Annotated in this window: 12 protein-coding genes; 4 read left to right on the top strand and 8 right to left on the bottom strand. The window is 71.2% G+C overall.

Going from position 1 to position 13,300, the window contains the following annotated elements; translation table 11 throughout:
• Window positions 1-18 precede the first annotated feature (18 nt).
• From JNUCC0626_RS05425 to JNUCC0626_RS05405, 5 genes are all read right to left on the bottom strand, one after another.
• A complete protein-coding gene (locus tag JNUCC0626_RS05425; protein ID WP_394618543.1) occupies window positions 19-2,403 on the bottom strand; it encodes an ABC transporter permease in 2,385 nt (794 codons plus the stop codon).
• Entirely contained in the window at window positions 2,400-3,083 is a 684-nt protein-coding gene (locus JNUCC0626_RS05420) for an ABC transporter ATP-binding protein (protein WP_394618542.1), read from the bottom strand. The genes JNUCC0626_RS05425 and JNUCC0626_RS05420 overlap by 4 nt, the downstream gene beginning before the upstream one ends.
• Entirely contained in the window at window positions 3,083-3,496 is a 414-nt protein-coding gene (locus JNUCC0626_RS05415) for a hypothetical protein (RefSeq protein ID WP_394618541.1), read from the bottom strand. Before JNUCC0626_RS05415 ends, JNUCC0626_RS05420 begins: the two co-directional genes overlap by 1 nt.
• Window positions 3,497-3,612: 116 nt before the next feature.
• On the bottom strand, window positions 3,613-4,284 hold the full coding sequence (locus JNUCC0626_RS05410) for a response regulator (RefSeq protein ID WP_394618540.1): 672 nt from the start codon (window positions 4,282-4,284) through the stop codon (window positions 3,613-3,615).
• Window positions 4,281-5,408 (bottom strand): sensor histidine kinase, encoded by a 1,128-nt coding sequence (locus tag JNUCC0626_RS05405; RefSeq protein ID WP_394618539.1) that lies wholly within the window; start codon window positions 5,406-5,408, stop codon window positions 4,281-4,283. Before JNUCC0626_RS05405 ends, JNUCC0626_RS05410 begins: the two co-directional genes overlap by 4 nt.
• Window positions 5,409-5,548: 140 nt before the next feature.
• Between JNUCC0626_RS05405 and JNUCC0626_RS05400 the strand changes: the two genes are divergently transcribed.
• Window positions 5,549-6,379 carry an NAD-dependent epimerase/dehydratase family protein gene (locus JNUCC0626_RS05400; RefSeq protein ID WP_394618538.1) on the top strand — a complete coding sequence of 277 codons (831 nt, stop codon included), beginning with the start codon at window positions 5,549-5,551 and terminating at the stop codon, window positions 6,377-6,379.
• Here the strand turns inward: JNUCC0626_RS05400 and JNUCC0626_RS05395 are convergent.
• Window positions 6,376-6,960, bottom strand: a complete 585-nt coding sequence (locus JNUCC0626_RS05395) for a TetR/AcrR family transcriptional regulator (protein ID WP_394618537.1) — start codon at window positions 6,958-6,960, stop codon at window positions 6,376-6,378. The two genes, JNUCC0626_RS05400 and JNUCC0626_RS05395, sit on opposite strands and share 4 nt — an antisense overlap.
• 102 nt (window positions 6,961-7,062) lie before the next feature.
• On the opposite strand from JNUCC0626_RS05395, the gene JNUCC0626_RS05390 reads away from it, so the two are divergent.
• Window positions 7,063-8,088: an SDR family oxidoreductase gene (locus tag JNUCC0626_RS05390; protein ID WP_394618536.1), complete on the top strand. Its 1,026-nt coding sequence runs from the start codon at window positions 7,063-7,065 to the stop codon at window positions 8,086-8,088.
• Between the two features lie 3 nt (window positions 8,089-8,091).
• Here the strand turns inward: JNUCC0626_RS05390 and JNUCC0626_RS05385 are convergent, their stop codons facing one another.
• Entirely contained in the window at window positions 8,092-8,565 is a 474-nt protein-coding gene (locus tag JNUCC0626_RS05385; protein ID WP_394618535.1) for an Lrp/AsnC family transcriptional regulator, read from the bottom strand.
• A gap of 112 nt (window positions 8,566-8,677) precedes the next feature.
• Between JNUCC0626_RS05385 and JNUCC0626_RS05380 the strand changes: the two genes are divergently transcribed.
• Complete coding sequence (locus tag JNUCC0626_RS05380; protein ID WP_394618534.1) at window positions 8,678-9,907, top strand: APC family permease; 1,230 nt, start codon at window positions 8,678-8,680, stop codon at window positions 9,905-9,907.
• Window positions 9,908-9,991: 84 nt separating this feature from the next.
• Window positions 9,992-10,912 carry an acetoacetate decarboxylase family protein gene (locus JNUCC0626_RS05375; protein WP_394618533.1) on the top strand — a complete coding sequence of 307 codons (921 nt, stop codon included), beginning with the start codon at window positions 9,992-9,994 and terminating at the stop codon, window positions 10,910-10,912.
• Between the two features lie 46 nt (window positions 10,913-10,958).
• Here JNUCC0626_RS05375 and JNUCC0626_RS05370 read toward each other — a convergent pair whose 3' ends face one another.
• Window positions 10,959-13,280, bottom strand: coding sequence for a DUF7617 domain-containing protein (locus JNUCC0626_RS05370; RefSeq protein WP_394618532.1), 2,322 nt, complete (start codon window positions 13,278-13,280; stop codon window positions 10,959-10,961).
• Window positions 13,281-13,300 lie beyond the last annotated feature (20 nt).

Genomic DNA, 13,300 nt, shown 5'->3' with positions numbered 1-13,300 from the left:
ATCATCATCTGGGCAGGGTCAGTCCACCGTCGCCAGCGCCGCCACCGGGCTGACCCGCGCCGCCCGTCGCGCCGGCCACAGCCCCGCCAGCACGGTGATCACCACCAGCACCACCGCGACCAGCAGCAGTTCCGGCAGCGGCAACGTCAGTGGCACGCCGATGTTCAAAGCGCCCACCGCGAGCCACGCGAACGGCACGCCCAGCACGAGCCCCAGCAGCGCGCCGATCGCGCCGTACAGACCGGACTCCGCGGCGATCATCGTCCGGACGCCGCCCCGGCCGAGCCCGAGCGCGCGCAGCAACCCGATCTCACCGGTCCGTTCGTGCACCGACAACGCCGTCGTCGTGCCCACCCCGACCACGGCGATGAGCACCGTCAGCCCGAGCAGCCCCAACGCCACCGCCAGCAGCCCGGACACCTGCGCCCGTGCCTGGTCGCGCAGGTCGGAGAGCATCCCGATGTCCGCCCCCGACGCCACCTGCCGAACGGCATCGCGAGCCGCGATCAAGCCTTCCTCACCCGACCCCGAGGCGTTCGCCAGCACCATCGGTTCGGACGGCCCGAGCCGCTCCAGGTCGGACGGCGCCAGCACCGCACCGCTCGAGAACGGCCCGTCGTTGGCCAGCACCTCCCGCACGACGACCGACACGTCCGCTCCCAACGTGACCCGCTCCCCCACGCCGACCCCGAACGACGAAGCCGCCCACCGAGCCAGCACCACCTCACCCGGCGCCACCTCTGCACCGAAGTCGAGCACCGGCACGTCCAGGTCACCCGCCTTCACCGAGGCGGACCGGAACGTCACCACGTCCTTCAACGCCGGAGAAGCCCGCAACGCGGCGACCGCAGCACCATCCACATCGGACACAACGAGATCAGCGGGTGCACGCGAAGCCAGCTTGTCGTCCAGATAAGCCGTCATCCCGCTGGTCCCGACGAAGGTCGCCACGATCAACGCCACCCCGAGCGCGACCACGACCGCCACCCCGGCCGCCCGCCGCGGCGCACCGCCGACACCCCCGGCGGCCAGGGATCCGACCGCGCTGAACCTCCGCAACGGCCAGCTCACCACCGCCAGCACCGGCCGCACCACCACCGGCCCCAGCGCGATCAACGCACCGAACGTCGCCATCACCGCGAGCACCAGCAGCACCAGCGCGTTGTCGCCGTCGGGGTCATCAGAAGGCCCGGACGTCACCAGCACCGCAATCAACCCCACCGCCGCGACGACCAGCACCAGCCCCACGACCAGCCGATACGCGCTGATCCGGCTCTCCCCGGCGGAAGTGCTGGACGCGCGGAACACCTGCAACGGCGCCGCCCGCGACGCGGTGAACGCAGGCGCTGCCACGGCCCCGACCGTCAGCAGCCCGGACCCGATCACCACCGCCACCGCGGCCCCGGCGGACACCTCCGGCGACGGCATCCCGGCGATCGCCACCGCGGCCCGCACCGCACCGGCCGCGGCCAGCACGCCGGCCACCCCCGCGACCAGCCCGACCACCGCCCCCTCGACGATCAACGCCCGCACCAGCTGACCGGGCTGAGCACCGACCGTCCGCAGCAACGCGAGCTGCCGCAGGCGTTGCAGGAACACGATCCGGAACGTCGCGGTCGCCACCAGCCCGGCCGCCAGCACCGACACCGCCACGAACATCGCGATCAACTCGAAGACCCGGTCGACCTGGCTCGACGCGTCCCGCACCTCGGCCGCCCGCGCCGCCGCCCCGGACCGCACGCTGGTCACCACGTCGAGGCCCAGCACCGAGCTCATCCCCGCCAGCACCTGACCGGCCGCCACCGGATCCGTTGCCCGCACGTCGATCCGCGGATACGCACCCCCGCCCAACGCCGCCGCGACGGCATCGGGAGCGTAGGCACGCTCACCAGGATCGGGCGGCCCGTCGACCACTCCGGTCACCAGCAGCGAACCGTCGTCCAGCGCGATCCGCGACCCGGCCGCCACCGCGAACCGGCCCGCCGTGCGCTGATCCACCGCCACCTCACCGGGAGCGGCCGGATAGGCGCCACTGACCAGCCGAACCCGGGACAGCGGCCCCGCACCCGGATCCGCGACGACGGTGAGCGAAGCCCGGTTGACCCCGCGCAGCCGCACGGTCGACTCGACCCGCCCCACCGCCTCGGCCACCCCGGGCAACGCCCGCACGGCAGCGAGTTGCTCAGCGGACAGCCCCGACCCGGTGACCACGACATCCGTCGCGACCGGGGTCGTGCTCAGCGAATCGGCGACGGCGCGCAACGCGACGTCCCGCGCCAGCACCGCGCCGAACACGAGGAAACACGCGACGAGCACCGACAGTCCGGTGAGCAGCAGCCTGCCCGGCCGCCGCCCGACACCGCTGAGCTGGGTGCGGATCACCGTGGCGTTCAGCAGGTTCATCGCACGACCCTGCCGTCCACCACACGCACGACCCTGTCAGCACAGTCAGCCGCTGACTGGTCGTGCGTCACCATGACCACCGTCTGCCCAAGCTCTCGCACGGACGTGCGCAGGAACCGCAACACCTCCGCACCAGAGCCGGAATCGAGGTTCCCGGTCGGTTCGTCCGCAAACACGACCTCGGGCCTGGACACCAGCGCACGGGCCAGCGCGACCCGTTGTTGTTGCCCGCCCGACAACTCGCTGGGCCGGTGCCCGAGCCTGTCGCCGAGCCCCAGCACGTCCACCACGTGGTCGAACCGCCGCCGGTCGACCGGGCGGCCCGCGAGGTCCAGCGGCAACGTGATGTTGCGCCGGGCCGTGAGCTGCGGCAGCAGGTTGAACGACTGGAACACGAACCCGACCCGGTCCCGCCGCAACGCGGTGAGCGCCCGGTCGGACAACGCCGTGATGTCCGTTCCTCCCACCAGCACCCGGCCGGACGTCACCGCGTCCAACCCGGCCAGGCAGTGCAGCAACGACGACTTGCCCGACCCGGACGGGCCCATGATCGCGGTGAAACGGCCGCGTTCGAAGCCGACGCTCACACCGTCGAGCGCGCGCACTCCGCCCGTGCCCTTGCCATACACCTTCACCAGATCCTCAGCCGAAACGGCGAGATCCACACCGGAGTGGTTCATCAGAAGGCATATCCGGGGATGACGAGGTCGCGTTCGCCCCGGCAGTGCCCCTGGGCGTTGCTCACCATCTCTTCGTACTTCTCGCGCGTCGGCACCGAACCCTCGCCGGTGACCTTGACGAGCTTCCACGACACGAACCGGCCGACCTCGGTGCTGATGCCGTCGTTCTCGAACTGCGCGTACCGGATCTTGCGAATCTCCTCGTCCAGCGCCTTGGCTTCCTCGGCGCCAGAAGGCATCCCGCCCGCGCGGTCGATCAGCTGCTGCGCGAGATCGCAGTCCTCTTTGGACGCTTGCGTCGGGCCGCGGGAGGCCTGCCAGGCGTAGTTGACGCCGAAACCCACACCACCCACGACCACGATCGCCGCGATCGCGAACGCGACCAGCCGCAGTGTTTTCTTCCGGGCGTCCATTCGAGAGTCCTCCGCAATGCGTTGCCTGATGGTGACGGCAACTATTCCGGCGCGCCAGGCGAACCACATCGGCCTGCGGTGCGGATCAAGAGCACCTCCGAACCAGTACCCAGGTACTAGTCAGGTCGGTCGTTCGGTGGACGGACGAGGCCCGACTCGTACGCGAACACCACGGCGTGCACGCGGTCGCGCAGGCCGAGTTTCATCAGCACCCGGCCGAAATGGCTCTTCACCGTCGACTCCGACAGGAACAGCCGCGCGGCGATCTCGGTGTTCGACAGTCCTTCCGCGACGAGCCCGAGCACCTCCTGCTCGCGGTCGGTCAGCGCGTCGAACCGGGTCCGGGCGCGCTGGTCGGTGACGAGCCGCCCGGCGAACCGGTCGAGCAGCCTGCGGGTGACGCGTGGCGCGACCACCGACTCCCCCGACGCCACCACGCGGATGGCGCCGAGCAGGTCGTCCGGTGGCGCGTTCTTCAGCAGGAACGCGCTGGCGCCCGCCTGCAACGCGGCGAACGCGTCCTCGTCGGTGTCGAACGTCGTCAACGCCAGCACGCGCGGCAGTTCGGCCCGCGCCTGCAACGCGCGGGTGGCCTCGACGCCGTCCATGACCGGCATCCGCAGGTCCATCACCACGACGTCCGCCTCGACGGTGGCGAGCAGCGCGAGCGCCTGCTTCCCGTCGCCCGCCTGACCGACGACCTCCATGTCGTCCTGCGCCTCGACCATCATCGCGAAGCCGGCGCGGACCAGTTCCTGGTCGTCGACCAGCACGACCCGGATCGTCATGCCTGAAGCACCCTTCTCGTCAGCACCGCGTGCACCCGCCACCCCGCACCGGACGGCCCGGCCTCGAACCGCCCGCCGTGCAGCAGAACCCGTTCACGCATCCCCACCAGCCCGTTGCCGCCACCACCGCTTGACGACGGGGTGCCCGCGCCGTCGTCGGTGATCGACACCTCGATCTCGTCGTCGCTCGCCCGCACCAAGACCTCGACGGACGTGCCGGAACCCGCGTGCCGCAGCACGTTCGTGAGCGCCTCCTGGACCAGGCGCACCACGGTCAGCTCCTCGGCCGCGTCGATTCCGTCGGCGGCCACGTCCAGGGAGATCACCACCCCCGCCGACCTGGCCCGTCCGGCCAGCACGTCCAGCTGATCGAGCCCGGGGCGCCGCGGTGGCACGTCCTCGGAATCGCCCCGCAGCACCGCCACGATCCGATGCATGTCCGCCAGCGCGTCCCGCCCGACGTCGGCGATGGTCCGCAACGCCGTGCGCGCCCGTGCCGTGTCCTTCTCGACGACGAACGTGGCCCCGTCCGCCTGTACGACCATCACGGCGAGACTGTGCGCCACGACGTCGTGCAACTCGCGGGCGATGGTGGCCCGTTCCGCGGCGGCGGCGAGCCGGACCAGGTGATCCCGTTCCCGCTCAGCCGCCAGCGCCCGCTCCGCGTACGCCTCCGCCGCCTCCTTGCGCTGCCGCAGCACCAGGCTCACCGACCACACCACCGCGCACAACGCCACGACGAACCCGAAGACCAGCGGATCGCCCATGTTCGGGTCGACGAACCAGATCAGCACCAGCGCGGCGGCCACCGCCCCGGCCACCGCGTAGACGTGCCGCAACGCCCCGTGCGTGACGACCGCGGCGAACGCGACCAGCACCGCGACGTCGTAGATCTGCAACTCCCCGACCGTCGCGACCTGCACCAGGCCCAGCCCGTACACGACGGCCATCACCAGCAGCGGGAAGCGGCGGCGCAGCAGCAACGCCAGCGCCATCCCGAAGCCGATCGCGATCGTGCCCGGCGCGGACAGCGGGTACTGCCACGCGAGCGTCGCGACGGCCGTGGCGATGGCGAGGTCGAGCAACACCCGCCACCAGTCGGCCGGGAACAGCGGTCCGTCCATGCCCGCCGACCCTAGCCGATGCCTCCGACAGTCCGATGTGGAGCGATACCCCGGGGGTATCGGGCGCGACGCAAGAGGTCTTGGACGGCGAGGCGATCTCGGCAGAGGCTGAAAACACCACTTCAGGAAAGGGAACCACCATGAAGGTGTTCGTCACCGGGGCCTCCGGCTACATCGGCGGGGCTACCGTCGCCGCCCTCCGCCGGCACGGGCACGTCGTCGAGGCGCTCGCCCGCACCGACGTGTCAGCCGCGACCGTGACCGAGCTCGGCGCGACGCCGGTGCGTGGCGGCCTGGCCGACCTCGACGTGCTGACCGCCGCCGCACAACGTGCCGACGCCGTGATCCACCTCGCGCAGGCCGACAGCGGCGAAGCCGACCTGGCCGCCGCGACCGCGATGCAGGGCAAGGGCACGTACGTCCACACCGGCGGCACGTGGGTTTACGGCGACACCAACGGCATCGCCGACGAGGACGCGCCGCGGAACCCGCCCGCGCTCGTCGCGTGGCGCGAGGAGGTCGAGGCGGAGGTGCTCGCGGCCGGCGGCGTCGTGATCAGGCCAGGACTGTTGTACGGCAAGGAGAACCGCCTGATCGACATCTTCTTCGCCCAGCCCGGCAAGGCGTCCGGCGCGATCCCGTACATCGGCGACGGCACGAACCACTGGTCGCTCGTGCACGTCGACGACCTCGCGGACCTGTACGTCGCGGCACTCGAAGCGAAGCCGGGTTCGGTGTACCTCGGCGTCGGCGGCGTGGACCCGGCGGCCCGCGAAGTGGCCACCGCGATCAGCCACGGCGCCGGACTCGAAGGCCGGACCACCGCGCTGTCGCTGGACGAGGCCCGCGCGCAGATGGGCCCGATCGCCGACGCGTTCGCGCTGGACCAGCAGTTCACGCCCGCCCGCGCACGAACCGAACTCGGCTGGACGCCGCAGCACACCGACCCGCTCGCGGAGTTCGGGCGCTAGAACGGCTTCGGCGGGTTCTCGAGGCCCGCGAACACGGCCGCGATCAGGCGCCGCCCCTGGGCCACGCCCGCCTCGTCGTTCGGGACGCGCCACAGGAAGCTCATCAGCATGATGATGTCCGCCGGGTCGTGGCCCGGCGCCATCGTGCCCTCGGCGACGCACGCGTCGACCAGCCTGGACACGGCTTCGGTGGCCGGGCCCCAGGCCGCGCGGACCATCTCCTGGGCCGCGTCGCCGTGCAGCGCGTCGCCGAGGCCGTGCTTGAGGCGGATGTAGGACGAGAGCGTCTCGAACCACTCGACGAACGCGGCCTTGGCCGAGGTGTGGCGTTCCAGCACGGCGTCGGCGTCGGTGGTCATGCGCTCGATGTCGTGCTGGTAGGCCGCGAGGATCAGGTCCTCGCGGGTCGGGAAGTGCCGGTAGAGCGTTCCCGGGCCGACTCCCGCGCGCTTGGCGACCTCGCTGAGCGTCACGAGCGGGTTCTCCGCGAACAGCTCGTGCGCCGCGTCGATGATCGCGACCCGGTTGCGCGCGGCGGCCTTGCGCTGCGTGCCGTACGTGCCGGGTGTTTCCTGGTTCATACCTTCAGATGATGCCTCGCCTTTGACATGCGGACAATCCTCCGCTAGTTTCGGAAGCACTCCCGGAGAATCCTCCGCGAGTTTGCCCGAAGGAGAGACGCCATGTCGAACGTGCTGGTCACCGGCGGTACCGGATTCATCGGCAGCTGGTGCGCGCTCGCGTTGCTGGAGGCGGGACACGACGTCCGCACGACGGTCCGCGACCTGAAACGGGAGCCGGAACTGCGCGCGTTGCTGCACGGCGCGACGGAGTTCGAGGACGCGCGGCTGACCGTCTTCCGCGCCGACCTGAGCAGCGACGAGGGCTGGGCCGAGGCGGTCGAGGGCTGTGACTTCGTGCTGCACGTCGCCTCCCCCACGCTGCGCACCGCGCCGGAGAGCGAGGAGGCGATGATCTCGGCCGCCCGCGACGGCGTGCTGCGGGTGTTGCAGGCCTCTCGCGACGCCGGGGTGAAGCGTGTCGTGCTCACGAGCGCGCTAGGTGCCGTCGCCTACGGGCACCCGCGCCGCTCCGAGCCGTTCACCGAGGAGGACTGGACGAACGTCGACGCCGACATCGCCCCGTACCAGCGGTCGAAGACGTTGGCCGAACGCGCCGCGTGGGAATTCATCAAGGCCGAGGGTGACGGCCTGGAACTCGCCGCCGTGCACCCCGCCGCCGTCATCGGCCCGGTGCTCGGCCCGGACGACCCGCCCTCGCTGCGCACCATCCGCGGCATGCTCGACGGCAGCCTGCCCGCGTGCCCGCCGTTCGGCACGGGCTGGGTCGACGTGCGCGACGTCGCCGACCTGCACCTGCGTGCCATGACCGACCCGGCCGCGAACGGTGAGCGCTTCCTCGCCACCGCCGGGCCGAGCCTGCGGATCGTGGAGGTCTCGCGGATCCTGCGCGCCCGCCTCGGCGAGCGTGCCGCGAAGGCCCCGACGAAGGAGATCCCGCTGGCGGTCGCGCGCGGCCTCGCGATGGTCAACCCGGCGATGAAGTCGTTGCGCCCGCAGCTCGGCCACGACTTCAACGCGACCAGCGCCAAGGCCGAGCGGGTGCTCGGGTGGCGGCCGCGGCCGATCGAGGACAGCATCGCCGAGACCGCGGAGAGCCTGCTCGCCCACAACGCGGTGCCGGCCTGAGCGCTACCGCAGGTGGTCGACCGGCAACGGCCCCCGCGAGCGCATCGTCCTGATGGCGAACGAGCTGCGCACGTCGCTCACCGCCGGGATGGCGACGACGTGCGTCAGCAGCAACCGTTCGTAGGACGGCAGGTCCGGCAGCACACCCTCGGCGAAGAAGTCGGCCGAGCCCGTCACGAGGTGGCACGCCACCACGGCCGGGATCGCGAGCAGGCCCTCCTCGACCTCCCGCGCGGTCTCGGTGGAGTGGTTGTTCACCTTGATCTCCAGGAAGACCGTGAGGTCGAGGCCCGCCTTCTCGCGGTCGAGTTCGGCGCGGTACCCCGCGATGATCCCGGCGGCCTCCAGCGCGCGGACGCGGCGCAGGCACGCGGACGGTGAGAGGCGCACGGCCTCGGCGAGTTCGTTGTTGGGCACCCGGCCGTCGATCTGCAGGCGGCGCAGGATGGCCCGGTCGACGACGTCGAACCTGTCCATGTGTACATTGTTCGAACGATCGCGTTATCCGCGCAACAGGATTTCACTGTTGATCTCCAGGGCGCCTCACTTTCGCAGCGGCTGTCTCGCCCGGCGCTCAAGAATTCACGGCATGTCCTCGCCTCTCACCGTGTCGCGCGCGTCGGCGATGTACGTCGGGGCCCTGCTGGGTCCCGGGTTGCTGATCGTGCCCGGCCTGACCGCGTCCATCGCCGGTCCGGCGTCCGTGCTCACCTGGTCCGGCCTGCTCGTGCTCTCCGGCTTGCTCGGCTGGGTGTTCGCCGCCCTCGGCATCCGCCTGCCGTCCGCGACCGGCGTGCGCGGGTACGTCACCGCCGGTCTCGGCGCCCGCGCTGCGGTCACGACCTCGTGGACGTTCCTCGCCGGGATCATCACCGGCACGCCGATCGTCAGCATGATCGGCGCGAGCTACGTCGCCGAGCTCACCGGGTCGGGGCGGGTGACCGCGTGCCTGGTCGCCGCCGGGATCACCGCGGCGGTGCTGGTGATCACCTCGCGCGGGCTGCGCACGTCCTCGGCCGTGCAGTCCGGGCTCGTGCTGTTGCTGCTGGGCGTGGTGACGCTCAGCGTCGCCGGCGGGGCGTTGTCCTCGGACGCGGACAACTGGACGCCGTTCGCCCCGCACGGCTGGACGGCGATCGGGACGGCCGCCGCGCCGTTGATGCTCGCGTTCGTGGGCTGGGAGGCGGCCGCACCGCTCACCGCCCGGCTGGCCGATCCGCGCCGTCAGTTACCGCGCATCGTCGCGATCACGCTCGTCGTCACCAGCGTGCTGTACCTGGCGCTCGCGACCGTCACCATCGGAGCGCTCGGCCCGGACGGCGGCGGCTCCACGCCCGTCGCGAAGCTGCTCGTGCTCGCCGTCGGCCCGGCAGGCCTGCTGCTGGCGGCCGTGTCCGCCGTCGTGCTCACCATCGGCACGGTCAACGCCTACGTGTCCGGCGCCGCGACCCTGGCCCGGTCGCTCACGCGCGACCCGGTGGAGCTCGACACCCCGCCGCGCTGGCTGAACGTCGCGATCCTCGCGTCCAGCGGGGTGCTGATCAGCCTGTTCGGCCTGGGGGTGCTGGACCTCGACTCGCTGGTCGCCGTGCCGAGCACGATGTTCCTGCTGGTGTACCTGGGGTGCACGGCCTCGGCTTGGCGGGTGCTGAACGGCGGGGTGCGCATCGCCGCCGCCGTGGCGTTCGGCGTCGTGCTGGTGATCCTCGCGTTCACCGGGGTCGCCGGGCTCGTGGCCGCGGCGGTCGCGCTGGTGGCGTGGCTGTCCACAAGGGACCGCAACTCGGACCGGGAAGAGTTTCCGTTGGTACATCAGTGATGTGCGTCTCACGGGTGAGATGCCGGGGCCGTCGGATCCGTGCGAGTGGGTGGAGTGCTTTTCCACCTCTCGTTGAGGAGAACCATGTCTGACAAGAGCGACATCGGGCGCCGCAGCCTGATCGGCGCCGGTCTCGCCGGTGTCGTCGCGGGGGCGATGGCCACGCCGGCCGCCGCCTCCACTCCCCCGGCGTCCGCGAGCGAACGCCTCAAGGGCTACAGCCTGCCGCTGAGCGCGAAGGGCACGGCGAGCATCGTCCAGGCGCCGCCGTGGCACTACGTCGGCGACGCGGTGGGCGTCGAGTTCTGGACCACCCCGGAGGCCGCGGCGGCCTCCCTGCCCACGGGCCTGACCCCCGACCCCGTGTCCCCCGGCCACGGCTGGGCGATCTTCATCGACTGGCAGTTCTCCACCGACAACAACGACTACCTGGACCCCGTGCGCAGCCAGTACTCGGAGTTCCTGATCTTCCAGGACGCCCAGTTCAACGGCACCAACGTCGCGTGGTGCCCGTTCATCTGGGTGGACAACGACGCCTCGATGGCCCGCGGCTGGTTCCAGGGCTTCCCGAAGAAGCTCGGCGCCATCCACCAGACCCGCGCGTTCCAGGTGCCGGGCCGGGCCGCGCCGGTCGTCGGCCCCGGCGGCAGGTTCGCCGCCACGGCCTCGACCGCGGGCAGGCGCCTGGCCGAAGCCGAGGTGACCCTGGAACGCACGGCGCCCGCGATCCCGGCGCTGACCCGCCCGATCGTGAACCTGCGCCAGTTCCCGCGCCTGCAGGCGGGCCGGCACGACGACCCGGCCGTGCACGAGCTGACGCAGTCGATCCTCGCGAACCTGACCATGGCCAACACCTGGGTGGGCGCGGGATCCCTGTCGTTCCAGCACGTGCCGGGAGAGGAACTCGCCGACCTGCGCATCCAGCGCACCGGCGTCGGGTTCCGCGGCTCGCTGTCCTACACCGTCAACGACCTCAAGATCCTCACCGGGCCGGACGCCCGCTGACGAACGCGGTGGTGGGCCGGCTGCTCGGACGGCCCACCACCCCTGCTCAGCCCAGCACGCAGAGCAGTGAGCAGGCCTTCGCGGACGACCACTCGGTGTACAACCGCGTCGCGTTGACCGGCGTGTACTTCGCCTTCGCCTTGTTCGTCATGGGGAACAACGCGAGCAACGCGTAGGTCGAGCAGTGGACCACTTTGGACTCACCGGGCTGCAACGTGAACGGCCCGGTCTGGCAGTTCGGTTCCACGTCGTCGACGACGTAGGTGTCGACGATCGGGATCGGCCCGTTGTTCGTCACGGTCACCCGCCAGTACGCGGTGGCGTTCAGCAGGCCCAGCACACCGACCGGTGCCTGCTTGAGCCACGGCCCGGACCCGCCCGCCTTGCAGTGCGACGGCGTGTACGAACCGCAGATCTCCTTGTTCACCACCACGTTCGGCAGGCACGCCGCACCCGGTGCGACCTGGCGCGTCACCGTGTTGGACGAGAACGAGCCGGTGCCGTCGGTGCCGCCCGCCGTGTTCGCGACGGACGTGACCGCGCAGTCCGCGGCGATCGTGGTGCGGAAGCACACCTGCGGCGCGTCCCCGGAGAACTCGACGGACAGCGACGGCTGGTTGCCGTTGCCGAAGTCCGACGCGTTGTTCAGCACCAGCGACGCGGTGACCGTCAACGGGGACACCGTGACGCCACTCAGATCGACCGTGCCGTCCGGCGCGAACCCTGGCACGGCAACAGGATTGCCGCCGCCGTCCGTCGCCCGCACGCTCGAGGCACCGAAGTTCACGTTCGCCGGCGTCACCCCGACGAGCCGCGCCTTCGTGTAACTCGTCGCGTGCTGCTGACCGTCGCAGTAGAACTGCGAGGGGTTGAGCGACACGGAAGCGCCACTGCGCACGCATGGCGACGCTCCCGTGTCAGGATCCATCGAGAACAGCACGCCGCGGTCACCCAGCCCGATCAGGCAGCCGGTGGGTGCGTCGTAGGCGTAGCCGTAATCACGAGTGTCCCCACCGTTGACGTTCGGGTGGGTGATGCGCGACGGCACACCGGCACAGGCCGTTCCGGTGCTCCAGTCGTGGCACAGGGTCGCGCCGATGTACGGGCCGCTCCAGATGCCGAAGTAGCTGCGCACGCGGTCACCGGTCCGGACGACCTCGGGCGTGAACACCCACGTGTGGCTCTCGATCCCGGTCACGCCGTTGGGCAACGGCGACCCGTCGATCGCGAAGCAGGTGGTCACGTTCGTGCCACCGGCCGTGCTCGCACACGCGCCCGTCTCCTGGCCCGTCGTGCTGTAGGCGGTGAACGCGTTGTAGGAGTAGTTGCCGGCGGATGCGAGCTGTTTCGGGGCCGGCCAGCCCGCGCACTTGTCCGCGGTGCCGGGGTCGAAGCAGCCCATCATCGGCGTTCCGACGTTGACTGCGAGCGACGACGACGCGAACAGCTTGCCTCCGGCGACGGCGAGCGCGCCGAGGTAGTAGCCGCCGTGGTTGGTGAACGGCACGATCGGCGCGTAGGGCTGGCCACCGCACGCGGTCTGCGTCGCGGGCGTCCAGCACAGCACCTGTCCGGAGTTCGCGACGCCGTAGATGTTTCCGCCGATCTGGACGAGTCCGGCCATCTCGAACGTCTGTCCACTGCGGTTCATCAGCGGCCAGTAGCCGCAGTTGCCGGGTGCGGCGAGGTCGAGGCAGCCGACGCCGATCGAGGACGCGGTCACGGCCGAGTAGTACACGTGGGCGGGATTCCCGGAGTCGCGCACGTACTGCGGGGTGAGCGGGCTCGAGATGTCACCGGTGTTGCCGGCACCGAACGGGCCGGGCGCCGTGTTGAGCGGCTTCGGCCACGGCCCGCCGGTGCACAGCGAACTCGTCGACACGTCGGTGCACACCAGCTTCGGGCTGGCGAGCCCCAGGTGGTGGTAGACGTTCCAGGCCTGCAGGCGGCCCTCCGGGGTGCGGTGCAGGATCGGGATGAACCCGTCGCCACCGGTGGGACTTGCGCTGGCCTGCACCGGAGGCGTCAGCACGTTCGCGAGGGACTTGCCGCCGTTGCGCACGTTCGGGTGCGTGGCGGTGATCGGGTTGCCTTCGACGCCGGTCCAGCCCGGCGGAACCTGCAACGAGCCGGCCAGCAGGGACTGGCCCGCACCGATGGGGTCGGTGATGGTGGCGGCACCGTTCGCGGCGTTGTCGTAGGAGACGACCCACGAGGCGGTGGCGCCGTGCGAGGCGGGATCGGACACGCCCTGCACGGACTTGGCGAGAGTGGACACGGGTGGCTGGGCGGCCACGGGCACTGCGGCGGTCAGCGTGCTGCCGGCGAGCACGCCCGCGAGCAGCATTGCCGGCAAACGTCTTCGCACGAGCGGAATCCCTTCAGCGG

Origin of the sequence: Lentzea sp. JNUCC 0626, from assembly GCF_043632865.1 — a bacterium.
Classification (GTDB): domain Bacteria; phylum Actinomycetota; class Actinomycetes; order Mycobacteriales; family Pseudonocardiaceae; genus Lentzea.
The sequence above is the reverse complement of the archived record's forward strand: the minus strand, read 5'-3'. Positions and strand labels throughout refer to the sequence as shown.

What these genes read in the sequence shown, in the direction of transcription:
- JNUCC0626_RS05420 (WP_394618542.1), bottom strand. Translation starts at nt 3,083, where the DNA reads ATGAACCACTCCGGTGTGGATCTCGCCGTTTCGGCTGAGGATCTGGTG.
- JNUCC0626_RS05390 (WP_394618536.1), top strand. Translation starts at nt 7,063, where the DNA reads ATGTCGAACGTGCTGGTCACCGGCGGTACCGGATTCATCGGCAGCTGG.
- JNUCC0626_RS05410 (WP_394618540.1), bottom strand. Translation starts at nt 4,284, where the DNA reads ATGACGATCCGGGTCGTGCTGGTCGACGACCAGGAACTGGTCCGCGCC.
- JNUCC0626_RS05375 (WP_394618533.1), top strand. Translation starts at nt 9,992, where the DNA reads ATGTCTGACAAGAGCGACATCGGGCGCCGCAGCCTGATCGGCGCCGGT.
- JNUCC0626_RS05415 (WP_394618541.1), bottom strand. Translation starts at nt 3,496, where the DNA reads ATGGACGCCCGGAAGAAAACACTGCGGCTGGTCGCGTTCGCGATCGCG.
- JNUCC0626_RS05380 (WP_394618534.1), top strand. Translation starts at nt 8,678, where the DNA reads ATGTCCTCGCCTCTCACCGTGTCGCGCGCGTCGGCGATGTACGTCGGG.
- JNUCC0626_RS05395 (WP_394618537.1), bottom strand. Translation starts at nt 6,960, where the DNA reads ATGAACCAGGAAACACCCGGCACGTACGGCACGCAGCGCAAGGCCGCC.
- JNUCC0626_RS05385 (WP_394618535.1), bottom strand. Translation starts at nt 8,565, where the DNA reads ATGGACAGGTTCGACGTCGTCGACCGGGCCATCCTGCGCCGCCTGCAG.
- JNUCC0626_RS05400 (WP_394618538.1), top strand. Translation starts at nt 5,549, where the DNA reads ATGAAGGTGTTCGTCACCGGGGCCTCCGGCTACATCGGCGGGGCTACC.
- JNUCC0626_RS05425 (WP_394618543.1), bottom strand. Translation starts at nt 2,403, where the DNA reads ATGAACCTGCTGAACGCCACGGTGATCCGCACCCAGCTCAGCGGTGTC.
- JNUCC0626_RS05405 (WP_394618539.1), bottom strand. Translation starts at nt 5,408, where the DNA reads ATGGACGGACCGCTGTTCCCGGCCGACTGGTGGCGGGTGTTGCTCGAC.